Source organism: Micromonospora sp. NPDC048999 (assembly GCF_040649295.1).
In the GTDB taxonomy this organism is placed as follows: domain Bacteria; phylum Actinomycetota; class Actinomycetes; order Mycobacteriales; family Micromonosporaceae; genus Micromonospora.
Window position 1 is genome coordinate 64,174 of sequence record NZ_JBEZFI010000018.1, and the last position, 15,822, is coordinate 79,995.

14 protein-coding genes are annotated in these 15,822 nt (G+C 73.9%); 8 read left to right on the forward strand and 6 right to left on the reverse strand.

What is annotated here, in order from left to right; all coding sequences use genetic code 11:
• Positions 1-40 precede the first annotated feature (40 nt).
• On the reverse strand, positions 41-1,999 hold the full coding sequence (locus tag AB0C02_RS19785) for a WG repeat-containing protein (protein WP_357549867.1): 1,959 nt from the start codon (positions 1,997-1,999) through the stop codon (positions 41-43).
• Positions 2,000-4,441: 2,442 nt separating this feature from the next.
• Here AB0C02_RS19785 and AB0C02_RS19790 point away from each other — a divergent pair.
• The 3 genes from AB0C02_RS19790 to AB0C02_RS19800 are packed head-to-tail and all read left to right on the forward strand — an operon-like array spanning position 4,442 to position 7,010.
• Positions 4,442-5,215 carry an ABC-2 family transporter protein gene (locus tag AB0C02_RS19790; RefSeq protein ID WP_357549814.1) on the forward strand — a complete coding sequence of 258 codons (774 nt, stop codon included), beginning with the start codon at positions 4,442-4,444 and terminating at the stop codon, positions 5,213-5,215.
• Positions 5,216-5,235: 20 nt separating this feature from the next.
• Positions 5,236-6,045: an ABC-2 family transporter protein gene (locus tag AB0C02_RS19795; RefSeq protein WP_357549815.1), complete on the forward strand. Its 810-nt coding sequence runs from the start codon at positions 5,236-5,238 to the stop codon at positions 6,043-6,045.
• Positions 6,042-7,010 carry an ATP-binding cassette domain-containing protein gene (locus AB0C02_RS19800; protein WP_357549816.1) on the forward strand — a complete coding sequence of 323 codons (969 nt, stop codon included), beginning with the start codon at positions 6,042-6,044 and terminating at the stop codon, positions 7,008-7,010. Before AB0C02_RS19795 ends, AB0C02_RS19800 begins: the two co-directional genes overlap by 4 nt.
• A 409-nt stretch (positions 7,011-7,419) precedes the next feature.
• Here the strand turns inward: AB0C02_RS19800 and AB0C02_RS19805 are convergent, their stop codons facing one another.
• Positions 7,420-7,980 (reverse strand): XRE family transcriptional regulator, encoded by a 561-nt coding sequence (locus AB0C02_RS19805; RefSeq protein ID WP_357549817.1) that lies wholly within the window; start codon positions 7,978-7,980, stop codon positions 7,420-7,422.
• A 68-nt stretch (positions 7,981-8,048) separates the two neighbouring features.
• Between AB0C02_RS19805 and AB0C02_RS19810 the strand changes: the two genes are divergently transcribed.
• Together AB0C02_RS19810 and AB0C02_RS19815 are read left to right on the forward strand one after the other, a co-directional pair.
• The gene (locus AB0C02_RS19810) at positions 8,049-8,792 is read left to right on the forward strand and encodes an AzlC family ABC transporter permease (protein ID WP_357549818.1); all 744 of its coding nucleotides are present in this window, start codon (positions 8,049-8,051) and stop codon (positions 8,790-8,792) included.
• A complete protein-coding gene (locus AB0C02_RS19815) occupies positions 8,786-9,094 on the forward strand; it encodes an AzlD domain-containing protein (RefSeq protein WP_357549819.1) in 309 nt (102 codons plus the stop codon). The genes AB0C02_RS19810 and AB0C02_RS19815 overlap by 7 nt, the downstream gene beginning before the upstream one ends.
• A gap of 52 nt (positions 9,095-9,146) precedes the next feature.
• Here AB0C02_RS19815 and AB0C02_RS19820 read toward each other — a convergent pair whose 3' ends face one another.
• The 3 genes from AB0C02_RS19820 to nadA all read right to left on the reverse strand — a co-directional run bounded on the left by AB0C02_RS19820 (position 9,147) and on the right by nadA (position 12,571).
• Positions 9,147-9,752: a DUF3043 domain-containing protein gene (locus AB0C02_RS19820; RefSeq protein ID WP_357549820.1), complete on the reverse strand. Its 606-nt coding sequence runs from the start codon at positions 9,750-9,752 to the stop codon at positions 9,147-9,149.
• Positions 9,753-9,826: 74 nt separating this feature from the next.
• Positions 9,827-11,182, reverse strand: a complete 1,356-nt coding sequence (murA, locus tag AB0C02_RS19825; protein ID WP_357549821.1) for a UDP-N-acetylglucosamine 1-carboxyvinyltransferase — start codon at positions 11,180-11,182, stop codon at positions 9,827-9,829.
• 213 nt (positions 11,183-11,395) lie between these two features.
• Positions 11,396-12,571, reverse strand: coding sequence for a quinolinate synthase NadA (gene nadA / locus AB0C02_RS19830; protein WP_357549822.1), 1,176 nt, complete (start codon positions 12,569-12,571; stop codon positions 11,396-11,398).
• Positions 12,572-12,615: 44 nt separating this feature from the next.
• On the opposite strand from nadA, the gene AB0C02_RS19835 reads away from it, so the two are divergent.
• The 3 genes from AB0C02_RS19835 to AB0C02_RS19845 all read left to right on the forward strand — a co-directional run bounded on the left by AB0C02_RS19835 (position 12,616) and on the right by AB0C02_RS19845 (position 15,541).
• On the forward strand, positions 12,616-13,776 hold the full coding sequence (locus tag AB0C02_RS19835; RefSeq protein WP_357549823.1) for a glycerate kinase: 1,161 nt from the start codon (positions 12,616-12,618) through the stop codon (positions 13,774-13,776).
• A gap of 154 nt (positions 13,777-13,930) precedes the next feature.
• Positions 13,931-14,299, forward strand: a complete 369-nt coding sequence (gene erpA / locus AB0C02_RS19840; RefSeq protein ID WP_357549824.1) for an iron-sulfur cluster insertion protein ErpA — start codon at positions 13,931-13,933, stop codon at positions 14,297-14,299.
• A gap of 264 nt (positions 14,300-14,563) precedes the next feature.
• Positions 14,564-15,541, forward strand: a complete 978-nt coding sequence (locus AB0C02_RS19845) for a carbohydrate kinase family protein (RefSeq protein WP_357549825.1) — start codon at positions 14,564-14,566, stop codon at positions 15,539-15,541.
• 77 nt (positions 15,542-15,618) lie between these two features.
• Here the strand turns inward: AB0C02_RS19845 and AB0C02_RS19850 are convergent, their stop codons facing one another.
• Positions 15,619-15,822, reverse strand: coding sequence for a DUF397 domain-containing protein (locus AB0C02_RS19850; RefSeq protein ID WP_357549826.1), 204 nt, complete (start codon positions 15,820-15,822; stop codon positions 15,619-15,621).

A 15,822-nucleotide genomic window follows, 5' to 3' on the forward strand; every position in this document is an offset into this window, starting at 1 on the left:
CCCGACCCTAGTCCCGCCCGCTCACGGTCACCGTCGCCGGTCAGAGCACCGGGCTGGTGTCGGCGAGCAGTTGCTCGATCTCCGCGACCACCGCAGCGCGACCGGGGTGCGCCCGCGCGATCAGCGGCTCGCCCCGCCGGTCCAGCGCCCCCCAGCGGCCCGACTCGTCGCGCACCAGGAAGGCGACCGGGTGTACGACCAGCGCCGGGTACGCCGGCTCGACCAGCACCCGGCCGGTCCGGTCCACCACGCCCCGGCGGCCGGCCAACTCCACCACGGCCAGGCCCTCCTCGGTGAAGCCGTCCACGTACCGGCCGTCGGCCAGGGCGGTGGTGAGGCCGTGATACCGGGCCGGCACGACGATCTGACCGTTGTGGTCGACCGCGCCCCAGCCGCCGTTCTGGCGGACCGCCGCCAGGCCGCCCCGGAACGGTCGTGCATCGTCGTAACCCGGCGGGATCCGCACGATGTTGGTCGGGTCGACCGCCATCCACCTGCCGTTGCCGTCCATGGACACCCAGGCCAGACCCTCGGAGAACGAGCCCACCGCCCGGTAGCCGTTGTTCGCCTCGATCCGCGTCGCACCGGCGGTGTCGACCAGCGCCCACCGGGACGCCTCCGGGCGGCGTACCCAGGCCAGGCCCTCGCGGAAGGGCTGCACCTCGGCGTACCGGTGCTCGATCACCAACTCGCCCTCGGCGTCCGCGTACCCCCAGAGCTGCTGTTCGTCGTCGAACGTGGGCACCGGGTGCCGTTGCTCGCCCAGGATCGTCTCCCGGGCCCGCGGCTTCGGGCCGAAGCCGTCGGCCGCCGCCCGCTCGGCGACCGCGTCCAGCGCAACCACCGTACGCGCGTTCAGCTCGGCATCCTCGCCCTGGCGCAGGTCCAGGGCCCGCTCGAAGTGCAGGCACGCCTCGATGAGCCGGCCCTGGTCGTAGCAGGACCGGCCGGCGTGCTCGTGCAGCGCCGCGCGCAGGCGGTCGGGCAGTTCGGACGAATTCGCCTCGACGAAGAGTCGATCGGCCTCCGCGTGCTCGCCGCGCCAGCGCAGCACCTCGGCCAGCCGCGCGCGGGCCAGCGCGGTCCGCCGCAACTCGCCGGTGGCATCCGCGTACGTCAGCGCGAGCCGCGCGTCGGCGACGGCGTCGTCCAGATCGCCGAGGATCCGGGCCGCCACCGACCGCAGGCTCAACAGCCGGGCCCGGGTGCGGTTGTCCAGCGCGCTGTCGAGCTTCGTGGTGAGCCCGTCCAGGACCGTACGCAGCGCCTCCGGATCGGGCGCCTCCTCGCGCAGCTTCTCCGGGTGCAGCCGCCACCGGATTGCGGCCAGCGTCTGCTCCGGGTCCGCCGGGCGTACCTCCCGTGGCTCGTCCTCGGCCGGGGCGGCCGGTGCCGGCGGCGCGGACACCTGCGCGGGTGGCGCGGATACCTGGACCGGTGCCGCCGGGCGCGGCTCCTCCTCGGCGGCCGGCGCCGGCGGCGCGGACGCCTCGGCGGGCGGCGCGGACACCGATGCCGGGACGTATGCCGGTGGCGCGGACACGGGCGGCGCGGATACCGGGGCCGGTGGCGCCGATACCGACGCCGGGACGTATGCCGGAGGGGCGGACACGGGCGGCGCGGACACCGGGGCTGGTGGCGCCGACACTGACGCCGGGACGTATACCGGTGGCGCGGACACGGGCGGCGCGGACACGGGCGGGGCGGACACGGGCGGCGCGGGCACCGGGGCTGGTGGTGCCGATACCGATGCCGGGACGTATGCCGGTGGCGCGGACACGGGCGGGGCGGACACCGACGCCGGGATCGGTGCCGGCGGGGCGGCCACGGGCGGGGCGGACACCGGGACCGGCGGCGCCGACACCGGTGGCGCGGCGGGGCCGGGAACCTGGATCGGGAACACGGGTGCGGCCGGCGGGGCGTCCGATGCGGTGGCCGGCCCTCCAGCAGGCTGCTGGGCGGGCGCGCCCCCGGTGGGCCGGACGGCGGTCGGCGGGATCGGGCCGGCGGTGGGCTCGGCACCGGCCGGAACATGCTCCGGCGGCCGGGACTCACCGCCGCGCTCGCCGCCGGCGCGAGGCGTGGCGGAGGCGGGCGATCCTGACGCCGGCTCGGCCGGGGGTGCGCTGATCGGCTTCCCTGCCGCAGCCTGCCCGGCCGGCGGTACGGGCAGCGGTTCGTCCTGGGCTGTCGGGCGGGCCTCGGTCTCGCCGGCCGGATCCGCCACGGGCCCGTTCGGCCGGAACCAGGCGTCCATGCCGTCGACCGGGCGACGTGCCGGATGCGCATCCGCCGGGCCGTCGTCGGGCCGGACGGGCCGCGCAGCCTCCCGGGCACCGGGGTCGCTTCCGGTCTCGACGATCGACGGGGGCGGTGCGGGCTCGGACACGCCACCGGCCGGGCTCGTGGACGCGGGGGCGTCCGACGTGGCCGGTCGGGGGTCGGCGACCGGTGCCGGCTGCCGGGGAGCTTCGCTCGGCGCCGCCGACTCCGGCCGAGTTGACGCGGTGGTGGCGCCCGGCCGGGCGGGCATGGGTGCCGGGAACGCCGGCGGCGCCGATACCGGGAACGCCGGTGGTGCCGATACCGGTACGGCCGGCGGCGTCGACACCGGGAACGCCGGCGAAGCCGACACCGGGGCGTCGACCGGCCGGGCCGGCGGTGCCGGGACGGCCATCGATTCCGGAACCGGTGGCCGGGGCGGCGTGGACGCCGACGCGGGCGGTGCGGAAACGGGTGGCGTCGGCCGATCCCGCCTGTCGTCGGCTGCGTACGCCGCAGGGCGCTCGCGCATGTCGTCGGGCGCGGCGTACGCCGGAGGACGCCTGTCGTCTGGTCGCGGCGCGGCGGGCACCGGCGGTCGCTCACGCATGCCGTCCGGCCGGGGGGCGGATGGGGCATGGCGGTCGCGCACGTCGTCGCGGCGCACCGGCCCGGCCTCGGCCGGGCGCGCCGGCCGTCCGTCGGGACCGGGACGGTCGGGGCCGGCCGGGCGCTGCCACTCGTCGGGCCGGTAGCCGGTCGGCTCGCTGCGGGGCCGCCGCTCGACGGGCGGCCACTCCTCGGCACGCGGGTGCGCCGAGTCCGACGGCGGGCGGCGGGCGTCCCACCGCTCGTCGGGGCCGTGGGCGCCGGGGTGTGGGCCACCGTGTCGGCCGGGCTCCGCACGGTACGGATCCACGGGCCGCCGGTGACCGTCGGGCGCGGTGGGTGCGGCCGGCTGGTTCCCGGCGCGCGCGGCCGCCTCCCGGCGCGGGTCGGGTTCGCGGCGTGGCGCACCGTCGAAGCCCGGTTCCCGCCGGTCGGCCGGCCGTTCGAAGTCAGGCGCGTGCCGTTCAGCCGGCCGCTCGAAGCCGGGCTCGCGTCGGTCGACTCGGCCGTCGAAGCCGTGACCTTGCCGATCGGCCGGGCGTTCGGTGCGGGGCTCGCGCCGGTCCAGCGGGCCGCGCGGTGCCACGGTGGGCGGTCCCTCGGGTGTTCCCCGGCGCTGCTCCGACCAGGCTGGGCGGGGCTGGGGGCGCTGCGGGAACTCGTCGGGCTCCGGCAGCCACCCGGGCTCGGGCGCGGGAGAGACCGGTCGGCGGGAGTCCCCGTCCGGCGGTGGCATCCGCCGTCCGGGCTCGGGGCGTACCCAGCGCTGGTCGTGCCGGTCGTCCGGCCAGCCGCCGGAGCGTGCCCGGTCCGGCGTCCGCTCCGGGCCGCGCGGGTCGTACCGGTCGCCCTGAGGTGGAGCGGGGCCGCGTCGGGGTGACTGGTCCGCGCGCACGTCGTCCGGCGCCCGCCGGTCCGCCCACTGCCGCCGCTCGTCCGGGCGCGGCTCGACCCGGCCGCGCCCGTCCGGATACGCGTGCCGCTCAGTGGGGCCGGAGTATGTGCCGTTCCGGTCACCCGGGGCCGGGCTGACCGGATAGGCGCCGCGTCGATCGCCCGGGCCGGCCGGGCTCACCGGGTACGCGCCGTTCCGGTCACCCGGGGCCGGACTGACCGGGTATCCGTCCCGGTCCGGTGGAGGGTTGACCGGGTGTACCTCGGCGCGGCCGACGACGGCGGCCCGGCCACGCGGCGCGGGCGGCGGGGTCAGGTTCTCGATGCCGATGTCGCCCGGGTAGCGCTGCCCCGGGAACTGCGGGCGCCACTCGTGGGTGGGTTCGCCCGCCCAGGACGGTTCGGCCAGCTCGCGCCAGCGGTCCCAGCCGCTCATCGGGGGACCCTGTCGCCGCCCGCGCGGCGCGGCCCCGGAGCCGGCTCGCGTCGATCGCTCACGGCGATGTCACCTCGTTGGAAAATTGTCGCGCCGGGCGCCGGACGTGCCGGTAGAGTCGCCCGGTCCAGCACGTCGTGGCTGCGGAAGGAGGGTAGCGGCGTGGGCTCCGTCACCGCCACTGTGGCATCACCCACGAGTGCAAACGTTACCCGATGGTTTCGGACATTCAGCGCTATAGTGGCATCCGGTTTTCGGCGATACGCCACCTACCGCCAGGCCGCCCTGGCGGGCGTGTTCACCAACAGCGTCTTCGGCTTCCTGCGCTACTACATCTTCCTCGCGGCGGCCGGCGCGACGGGCCGGGTCGCCGGTTACGACCGGACGCAGCTCGCCACGTTCGTCTGGGTCGGGCAGGGACTGCTGGCGGTGGTCCTGCTCTGGGGCTGGACCGAGCTGGCCGATCGGATCCGCACCGGTGAGATCGCCGCCGACCTGCTCCGCCCGGTCCACCCGGTGACCAGCTACCTCGCCACCGACCTGGGCCGGGCCGGCTTCGCCGCGCTGTCCCGGCTGGTGCCGCCGGTGCTGGTCGGCCTGCTCCTGTTCGACGTGTACCTGCCCCGTCAACCGGCCACGTGGCCGCTGTTCGCGCTCTCCGTGCTGCTTGCCGTGCTGGTCTGCTTCGGCTGCCGCTACCTGGTCAACGCCACCGCGTACTGGTTGCAGGACGTGCGGGGTCCGCTGATCCTGTGGACGCTCTGCTCCGGCGTGCTCGCCGGGCTGTATTTCCCGCTGGGCTTCCTGCCCGGCTGGCTGGAGGCCGTGCTGCGCTACGGCACCCCGTTCCCGAGCCTGCTCCAGATCCCGCTCGACGTGCTGGTCGAGCGGGATCCGGTGCCGACGCGGATCGGCCTGGTCGGGGTGCAGGTCGGCTGGGCCGTCGCGCTGCTCGCCCTCAGCCGGCTGGCGCAGCGCCGGGCCGAACGCCGACTGGTGGTGCAGGGTGGCTGAACACCGACAGGTGGTGCGGGGTGGCTGAGCCGGGGGTGCTGACCGCTTACCGGGCGCTGCTCGGCGCGCAGGCCCGGTCGCAGGCGGCCTATCGGACGTCGTTCGTGGTGGACCTGGTCGGCAACGTCGGGGCCACCGCGTTCGACGTGGTCACCGTATTCGTGCTCTTTGGGGTGACCCGGGAGTTGGGTGGCTTCACGCTCCGCGAGACGCTGGTCATCGTCGGCCTGTCGTCGTTCGCGTTCGCCAGCGCGGACCTGCTGGTCGGCAACATCGAGCGGCTGTCCCGGTACGTCCGCACCGGCCTGTTCGACGCGGTGCTGGTCCGCCCGCTGGCCGCGCTGCCCCAACTGCTGCTCATGGACCTGCCGCTGCGCAAGGTGTCCCGGGCGGTCTTCGGGCTGGCCGTCCTGGTGGTGGCGCTCGCCTCGGCCGGCATCCATTGGACGCCGGAGCGGGCGGCGCTGGTGGTGGTCGCCCCGCTCGCCGGGGTGGTGTTCTTCGGCTCCGTCTTCGTCACCACGGCCACCGTGTCGTTCTACTGGATCGACTCGGGCGAGCTGGCCAACTCGGTCACCTACGGCGGGCGCGACTTCACGGCGTACCCGGTCACCGTCTACGGCGGCTGGTTCCGCACGCTCTTCGCGTACGGGATGGGGTTCGCCTTCGTCAGCTACCACCCGGCGCTGGCGTTGCTCGGCCGGGCCGACCCGCTCGGCCTGCCCGCCTGGGTCGGCTGGGCCGCGCCGGGCGTCGCGCTGGTCGCCGCGGCGATCGCCGCCCTGGCCTGGCGCGTCGGGATCCGCCACTACCGGAGTACGGGGTCGTGAGCGTCATCGAGCTGCGCGGGTTGCGCAAGGAGTTCACGGTCCGGGTGAAGGCGGGCCGGCTGCGCCGGGAGCGGCGCACGGTCACCGCGGTCGACGGGATCGACCTGCGGGTCGAACGCGGCGAGATGGTCGGCTACATCGGCCCGAACGGGGCCGGCAAGTCGACCACTTTGAAGATGCTCACCGGCGTGCTCATGCCGTCGGCGGGCGAGGCCCGGGTCTGCGGGCTGCGCCCGGTGGCCGAGCGGACCCGCCTGGCGCTGCGCATCGGCGTGGTCTTCGGGCAGCGCTCGCAGCTCTGGTGGGATCTGCCGCTGCGCGACTCGTTCGAGCTGCTCCGGCACGTCTACCGGGTGCCCGTGGGCGAGCACGCCGCCCGGCTGGCCCGCTGCCGCGGCCTGCTCGACCTGGACGAGTTCCTGGACACTCCGGTCCGGCAGCTCTCTCTGGGGCAGCGGATGCGTGGCGAGTTGACCGCCGCGCTGCTGCACGGCCCGGAGGTGCTCTTCCTCGACGAGCCGACCATCGGGCTGGACGTGGTGAGCAAGCAGGCCGTCCGGGGCTTCCTGACCGAGCTGGGCCGGGCCGGCGACACCACCCTGGTGCTCACCACCCACGACCTGGCTGACATCGAGCGGCTCTGCCAGCGGCTCGTGGTGATCGACCACGGTCGGGTGGTGCACGACGGCTCGATCGCCGCGCTGCACAGCCGCTACGGTTCCCGCCGGATGGTCGTCGCCGAGTTGGACGCCCCGCTGCCCGAGCCGCCGGCGCTGCCCGGCGCGCTGCTGGTGCGGGTGGAGGCGGACGGGCACCGGCTGCTCTTCGCGCTGGAGTCGGCGAGCGTCGCCGAGGTGGTGGCCGGGCTCGCCGGCCTGGCCGCCCTGCGGGACATCTCGATCGTCGAGCCGGACATCGAGGAGGTCGTCGCCCGGCTCTACCGCGCCCCGGCGGAGGTCGGCTGAGCGCCGGCATGTCTCCGGATCATCGGCGTGCCCAGGCGCATCTGTCGCTCCGTCAATAACTGCGAGTGATGAGCGCCGTCGCAGGTTCGCGCTGTCACCCAGCGTGATGGCGTTGGGAGTGCCCCCATGCGGGGTTGATGCTGTCTCAGTCGTGTGACCAGCGAAAAACCGTGAAGCATGCTCCCCCTGGAATCCGTCATTCACCCGCCTTTGCTCTGCAGCCATATACGCGGCTGTAGCCGTACGTGGCCGTTGCGTATATGGCTGCAGAGCAAAGGCGGCGTGAGTGGGGGGCGTTGGGAGCGGTTGCTGTCACTCTACGTATCTGATTTCGTGCCCTGTTGCCGGCGTCGCCGCCGCTCGCTGGGCCGCCTCGCGCTCCCCGGCTCGGCCGGACCCGGCTGCCGGCTCAGGGGTGCTCCATTACGAGCACGGCGAAGGTGCCCGGGGCCAGTGCCTCGTATCGGTGCGGTGTGTCGCCGGGGAACGTGGCGTAGTCGCCCGGACCCAGCTCGACCAGTTCGGAATCCGGGCCGAGGCGCATCCGGCCGGCCGCCACCACGACGTGCTCGACGCTGCGCGGGGTGTGCGCCTCGGCTACCCGGACCGCCCCGGGCTCCAGCTCCATCACGTACACGTCGCGGCGGGCGTGCGGCGCGCCGGCGGCGAGCAGGGTGGCGGAGAAGTCGGCGTGCTCGGAGCGGATCCGGGGGCCTTCGCCGGCCCGGACGACCCGGATGGCGGCCGTGGGGGGTTCGACCAGCCGGCTGAACGGTACGCCCAGCGCGACCCCGAGCGCCCACAGCGTCTCGACGCTCGGGTTGCCGACGCCGTTCTCCAGCTGGGACAGGGTGGACTTGGCGATGCCGGCCCGGCGGGCCAGTTCGGTCAGCGAGATGCCCGCCCGGTCTCGCTCGCGGCGCAGGGCGGCTGCGATGGTGGCCAGCGGGGGAGTGGGATCGACCGCCATTTGTTCGCTCCATAGGTCGGTCTGTTCGGTTTGACGAACACATGCCGTTGCGTCCAGGATAATGGACCATGCGTACGGTAAATCGAACGGTCGACGCGGCGGTGCTCCGCGACGTCGCCGCCATCGGCGCGGCGATGGTCGCCGTCGGCGCCTCGTTCGGCGCGATGGCCGTGGCGGCCGGCCTGCCCACCTGGGCCACCCTCGCCATGTCGGTGTTCGTGTACGCCGGCGGCGCGCAGTTCATGGCGGTGGGTCTGGTGGCCGCCGGCAGCCCGCTCGCGGCGGTCCTCGCCGGGCTGCTGCTCAACGCCCGGCACCTGCCGTTCGGCCTGACCCTCGGCGACAGCCTCGGCCCGGCGCGCTGGCGGCGGCTGCTCGGCAGTCACCTGATGACCGACGAGGCGACGGCGTTCGCCCTGGCCCGGCCGGCCGGGCCGATCCGGCGGCACGCGTTCTGGGTCGCCGGGGCGCTGCTCTTCCTGGCCTGGAACGCGGGCACCTTCCTCGGCGTGCTGGCCGGCGGTGCGGTCGGCGACCCGGCCGTGCTCGGCCTCGACGCCGCCTTCCCGGCCGGGCTGGCCGCCCTGCTGCTGCCGAGCCTGCGGGACGCGCAGACCCGCCGGGTCGCGCTGGCCGGCGCCGGGCTCGCCGTGCTGGCCACCCCGTTCCTGCCCGCGGGCCTGCCGGTGCTGCTCGCCCTCGTCGCCGTCGTCGTGCCCGCGCTGCGCCAGCGTAGGCCGTCCGCGGCGATCGGGCCGGACGCGGCCACCGTGCCGGGGGCGGTCGTGCGTACCGAGGAGACGTCATGCTGATCGCCGTGATCATCGCCCTGGCCGCCGGCACGTACGGCTTCCGGGTCGCCGGGGTGCTCCTGCGCGACCGGCTGGAACTGCCCGAGTGGTCCCGACGGCTGCTGCCGGTCGGCGCCGCCGCCCTGCTGGCCGCGCTCGCCGCCACCGCCGCGCTGACCGAGGCCGGCGGGTTCGCCGGCTACGCCCGGCCGGCGGGGGTGCTGGTCGGGCTCGCGCTGGCCTGGCGGCGGGCGCCCTTCGTCCTGGTCGTGGTCGCGGCGGCCGGCACCACCGCGCTGCTGCGCCTGCTCGGGGTGGCGTGAAGCGGCCCCTCCCCGCCGAGGCGGGAAGGGGCCGGATCCGGGCCGCGCCCGGTCAGATCTTGTCGCCGATGGCCACCTGGGGCGCCGGCGCCCGCATCTTGCGGAACGTGATCGAGCGCATGATCGCGTAGAAGTAGAGCGAGCCGAGCCGCTCGCCGCTCTTGGGGAAGCGCTCGCGGACCAGCTTCTTGATCCGGCGCGAGATCAGGATCGAGTCGATCAGCACACCCAGCGCCAGCGCGGCCCACAGGACGTTGGAGAGCAGCCGGACGATCGGCGGCATGGCCTGGTTGGAGCCGAGCAGCACGATCAGCGCGCCGCCGAAGAACCAGGTGCCCACCGTACGCCGGGAGTCGACCACGTTGCGGGCCAGCAGCCGCTCGGGACCCCGGTCACGGGGGCCGCCCTCGCGGCGGAACTCGGCCGCGGCCTCGGCCCGCGCCACCCGGCGCTGCTCCCGCGCCTCCTCCTTGTTCAGCGGCTTGGTCGGCGCGCCCGGCCGGCGGCCCGCGGTGGGCCGCTTCGGCGTCGGCACGCCGAGTTCCTTCTTGCTGGGGGTGTAGCCCCGGGAGCGGGCGGCAACGGGCGACTCGTCGGTCGTCACCGTGGCGACGGACTCTTCGACGAGGTCGGTGGGCTTACGACGAAACAGGGGCACTCGTGAAGGGTAGCCAAACAGTCGCGCCCGATGCACATCGCAGGTGCACCGGGCGCGGGAAACTCAGTGTGATGTTACGGACGCTCTGCGTGTGCGCCCAGGTTCGCCAGCTTGGCCTCGAAGTCCTCGTAGCCGCGGTTGATCAGGTCGACGCCGTACACCCGGGAGGTGCCCTCGGCGGCGAGGGCCGCGATCAGGTGGCTGAACCCGGCGCGCAGGTCCGGGATGACCAGGTCGGCCGCGTGCAGCTTGCTCGGGCCGGCGATCACGGCGGAGTGCTTGAAGTTGCGCCGGCCGAAGCGGCACGGGGTGCCGCCCAGGCAGTCCCGGTAGACCTGGATGTTGGCGCCCATCGAGTTCAACGCCTGGGTGTAGCCGAGCCGCTGCTCGTAGACCGTCTCGTGGACGATCGACAGGCCGCGCGCCTGGGTCAGCGCCACGACGAGGGGCTGCTGCCAGTCGGTCATGAAGCCGGGGTGGACGTCGGTCTCCAGCGCCACCGCGTTCAACTCACCGCCCGGGTGCCAGAACCGGATGCCGCCCTCCTGGCCCGGGCTCCCGGCCCGCGGCGGCCGGAGGTCGGTCACCTCGTACTCGCCGCCGACGGAGCGGAAGATGTTGAGGAAGGTCATCATGTCGGCCTGCTGGGCGCCGAGCACCTCGACGTGACCGCGGGTGGCCAGCGCCGCCGCCGCCCAACTGGCCGCCTCGATCCGGTCCGGGATCGGCCGGTGGGTGTAGCCGCTGAGCCGCTTCACCCCCTGGATCTCGATCACCCGGTCGGTGTGCACCTTGATGATCGCGCCCATCTTCTGCAGGACGCAGATCAGGTCGATGATCTCCGGCTCGACCGCCGCGTTGCGCAGCTCGGTGACGCCCTCGGCCATCACCGCGGTCAGCAGCACCTGCTCGGTGGCGCCCACGCTCGGGTACGGCAGGGCGAACTTGGTGCCGTGCAGCCCGTTCGGCGCCGACAGGTGCAGGCCCTCCGGCGTCTTCTCGACGGTCGCGCCGAACTCCCGCAGCGCCTGCAGGTGGAAGTCGATCGGACGCGGGCCGATGTGGCAGCCGCCCAGGTCCGGGATGAAGGCGTGACCGAGCCGGTGCAGCAGCGGGCCGCAGAACAGGATCGGAATCCGGCTGGAGCCGGCGTGCACGTTGATCTGGTCGGTGCTGGCGCTCTCGACGTTGGACGGGTCGAAGACGAGCTCCCCGTCCTCGTCGCCGTCGCTGACCTTGACCCCGTGCAGGCCGAGCAGCCCGCGGACCACCTCGACGTCCCGGATCCGCGGCACGTCGTACAGCCGGCTCGGGGTGTCACCCAGCAGGGCGGCGACCATCGCTTTGGATACGAGGTTTTTCGCGCCGCGTACGCGGATCCGCCCTTCCAGGGGAGTGCCTCCGTGTACGACCAGGACGTCGTCGGTCAACGCAACCTCCAGCGCGTTGGTGCTGCCGTGTAGATGATGGGGCCCACGATCTGCATCGCTACCCGGAATGCGGCCACGGGCAAACGACCCGCGTAGTTCGTCGCCCCGGCAGCATAGCCCTCCGTGACGAAAATGTAATCGGTCACATCACCAGTGGGGGCACGAACTGGGGTGTCCCGTGCTTTTCCGTGCTAGTTACGTGACTGAGGGTGATCAGGCGCCCGGGAGGGCGAGCATCTGATCCAGCGCGACCCGGGCGTGGTGCGCGGTGTCCGGGTCGACGGTGATCTGGTTGACCACGCGACCGGCGACCAGCTCCTCCAGCGCCCACACCAGGTGCGGCAGGTCGATCCGGTTCATCGTCGAGCAGTAGCAGACCGCCCGATCCAGGAACATGATCTGCTTGTCGGGGTGGGCGATCGCCAGCCGACGGACCAGGTTCAGCTCGGTGCCCACCGCCCACGCCGAGCCGGCCGGGGCCGCCTCGATGGCCTTGATGATGTATTCCGTCGAGCCGACGAAGTCGGCGGCGGTGACCACCTCGTGCCGGCACTCCGGGTGGACCAGCACGTTGACCCCCGGCACCCGCTCCCGGACGTCGTTGACGCTGTCCAGCGTGAACCGGCCGTGCACCGAGCAGTGCCCGCGCCACAGGATCATCTTCGCGTCGCGCAGCTGCTCCGGGGTGAGCCCGCCGTTCGGCTTGTGCGGGTCGTAGAGGACGCAGTCGTCCAGGGAGAAGCCCATCTCCAGCACCGCCGTGTTGCGGCCCAGGTGCTGATCGGGCAGGAAGAGCACCTTCGACCCCTGCTGGTAGGCCCAGTCCAGCGCCCGCTTCGCGTTGGACGAGGTGCAGACCACACCGCCGTGCCGGCCGACGAAGCCCTTGATGTCGGCCGAGGAGTTCATGTAGGTCACCGGGACGGTGTCCGCCGCGACGCCCAGCTCGGTCAGCACGTCCCAGGCGGTCTCGACCTGCGACAGCACGGCCATGTCGGCCATCGAGCAGCCGGCGGCGAGGTCGGGCAGGATCACCCGCTGCCGGTCCGAGGTGAGGATGTCGGCGCTCTCGGCCATGAAGTGCACGCCGCAGAAGACGATGTATTCCGCGTCGGGGCGGGCCGCCGCCTCGCGGGCCAGCTTGAACGAGTCGCCGGTCACGTCGGCGAACTGAATCACCTCGTCGCGCTGGTAGTGGTGGCCCAGCACGAAGACCTTCGTGCCGAGCGCGGCCTTCGCCGCCGCCGCCCGGGCCACCAGGCCCGGGTCGCTCGGCGCGGGGAGGTCACCCGGACACTCCACGCCACGCTCGGTGGCGGGGTCGCTGCCGCGGCCGAGGAGCAGCAGCGCAGTGGCGGTGTTGGAGGGCTCAACCCAGGTCGAAGTCACGCCTCCCATCGTCCCACAGCCGGACGGTCGCGCAGCCGCCGCCGATGTGGCCTGCCACACTGCTGCGCATGCGCGTGCTGCTCTGCCCGGACAAGTTCGCCGGCAACCTGCCGGCCCAGGAGGTGGCCGCCGCGGTTGCCGAGGGCTGGCGGACCGTGGCCCCCGCCGACGAGTTGCTGCTCCGGCCGCTCGCCGACGGCGGGCCCGGGTTCGTCGGCGTGCTCGCCGAGGCGCTCGACGGGCGGCGGCTGCCGGTGCCGACCGTCGACCCGCTCGGCCGGCCCGCCACCGGTGAGATCCTGCTCACCGACGACGGCACCGCGTACCTGGAGAGCGCCCAGGCGTGCGGGCTGCACCTGCTGTCCGCCGCCGAGCGCGACCCGAAGACCACCACCTCGTACGGGCTGGGGCTGCTGCTGTCCGCCGCGGTCGAGGCGGGCGCGCGGACCGTGGTGATCGGGCTGGGCGGCTCCGCCACCAACGACGGGGGCGCCGGCATGTTCACCCCGCTGGGCGTCACCGCGCTGGACGAGACCGGCCGGGCCCTGCCGTACGGCGGGGCAGCCCTCGCGGCGGTGGCCGCGCTGGACGGCGCCCCCCGGCTGCGTGGGGTCGCCCTGATCGCCGCCACCGACGTCGACAACCCGATGCTCGGGCTGCACGGCGCGAGCAACGTGTACGGCCCGCAGAAGGGCGCCGACCGGTCCGACGTGCTGCTGCTCGACGCGGCGCTGGAGCGTTGGGCCGCGGTGCTGGAAGGCGAGCTGCCCGGCTGCCCGCCCGGACTTGGCGCGCTGCCCGGCGGCGGCGCGGCCGGTGGGCTCGGCGCGGCGATCCTCGCCCTCGGCGGCCGGTGCGAGTCCGGCATCGGACTGGTCAGCCGGGCCATCGGGCTGGACGCCGCGCTGGACGCCGCCGATCTGGTGATCACGGGGGAGGGGTCCTTCGACCACCAGTCGCTGCGCGGCAAGGTCGTGGCCGGGGTGGCCGGGGCCGCCCGGGACCGGGGCGTGCCCTGCGTGGTGCTGGCCGGACGGGTGAGCACCGGGCGGCGGGAGGCCGCCGCGGCGGGCGTGACCGAGGCGTACAGCCTGGTGGAGCACTTCGGCGGCGAGGAGCGCGGCGGGGTGGCGGCGGCGCTGGAGCGGCCCGTCGAGGGGCTGCGCGCGCTGGGCGCCCGGCTGGCCCGGCAGTGGAGCCGCTGACCGGGGCCCGGTGGCTTCCGCCACGAGTCACGGCACCCGGGGTGACTTCCGCCAGGGCGGCGTACGATCGGGTCTGGACCACACCGGGAATGACTGGGCGACAGGGAATGTTGGCCAGTGCGTCCGGACCCACACGCGGCAGGGAGATTTCCACGTGACCACGCCAGCGCAGACCGAGTCGACCGAGGCCAAGGCCCCCAACACCGTCGTCCTCACCGACGTCGCGGCGCAGAAGGTCAAGGCCCTGATCGAGCAGGAGGGCCGCGACGACCTGCGGCTCCGGGTCGCCGTGCAGCCGGGCGGTTGCTCCGGCCTGCGGTACCAGCTCTTCTTCGACGAGCGGTCGCTCGACGGTGACATCGTCACCGACTACGACGGCGTCGAGGTCGTCGTCGACCGAATGAGCGCGCCCTACCTGACCGGCGCGACCATCGACTTCGCCGATCGGATCGACGCCCAGGGCTTCACCATCGACAACCCGAACGCCGGCAACTCCTGCGCCTGCGGCGACTCGTTCAGCTGAGTCGACGTCGCAGCGGCCCGCACCGGGCCGCCGGTTGACATACCCGACAACGGCGGGACCGTCCCCTACCGGACGGCCCCGCCGTTGTGTCTTCCCGGCGGGTGCCGGTGTCTCCCCGGTGGGTGCCGTTGTGTCTTTTCGGTGGGTGTCCGGGCGGTAACGTCCAGATGTGCGGCGGGCGACCGCTTGTCGACCGACCCCGTCCGGGCAGTCGGGGTGACCGGTAGGCTGACCGGCGCCTTGCTCCCGACCACGAGGGTTGACATGAAGATCGCCGTGACCGGCTCGATCGCCACCGATCACCTGATGAGCTTCCCCGGCCGCTTCGCCGACCAGCTCATCGCGGACCAGCTGCACAAGGTGTCGCTGTCGTTCCTCGTCGACGACCTGGTGCTGCGGCGTGGCGGCGTGGCGGCGAACATCGCCTTCGGCATGGCGCAGCTCGGGCTGCGTCCGGTGCTGCTCGGCGCGGTCGGCGCCGACTTCGCCGACTACCGGTCGTGGCTGGAGCGGCACGGCGTCGACTGCGACTCGGTGCACGTCAGCGAGGTGGCGCACACTGCGCGTTTCGTCTGCACCACCGACACCGACATGTGCCAGATCGCCTCGTTCTACGCCGGCGCGATGAGCGAGGCCCGCAACATCGAGCTGGCCCCGGTGGCGCAGCGGCTGGGCGGCCTCGACCTGGTGCTGGTCGGCGCCAACGACCCGGCGGCGATGATCCGCCACTCGGAAGAATGCCGGGAGCGCGGCTACCCGTTCATCGCCGACCCGTCACAGCAGCTGGCCCGGATGGACGGGGAACAGGTCCTCGGGCTGATCGACGGCGCCGAATATCTGATGACCAACGACTACGAGAAGTCGCTGCTGCTGAGCAAGGCCGGTCTCACCGACGCGCAGCTGCTGGACCGGGTCAAGGTCCGGGTCACCACGCTGGGCAAGGACGGCGCGGAGATCGCCGGCCGCGGCTTCGACACGATCCACGTGCCGATCGCCCGGGAGATCCAGGCGGTCGATCCGACCGGCGTCGGCGACGGCTTCCGGGCCGGCTTCTTCGCCGCCCTTTCCTGGGGGCTGGGCATGGAGCGGGCCGCCCAGGTCGGCTCGCTGCTGGCCACCCTGGTGCTGGAGACCGTCGGCACCCAGGAGTACCAGGTCCGCCGGGACCTGTTCGTCAAGCGCCTCGCCGAGTCGTACGGCGACGCGGCCGCCGAGGACATCCGTCCCCACCTGCTCCCGTAGCCCGACGCTCTGAGATCTTGGTACGGATCGGCCCCGGCAGGGGCCACTTCCGTCCAAGATCGCCCTAGGGCTGGGTGTTAGTTGGTGGGGGGCGGGGTGGGGGTGGTGGTGAGGAAGGCCGACCATTGGGCCGCCCCGAAGAGGAGCACCGGGCCCGAGGGGTCCTTGCTGTCCCGTACCGCCATCGCGCCGGGCAGGACGGCGCACTCCACGCAGTCGCCGTTGTTGGTGCTGCGGCTGCTGGTGAACCAGCGGGCGTTGGTGAGGTCGGGGGCGGACAC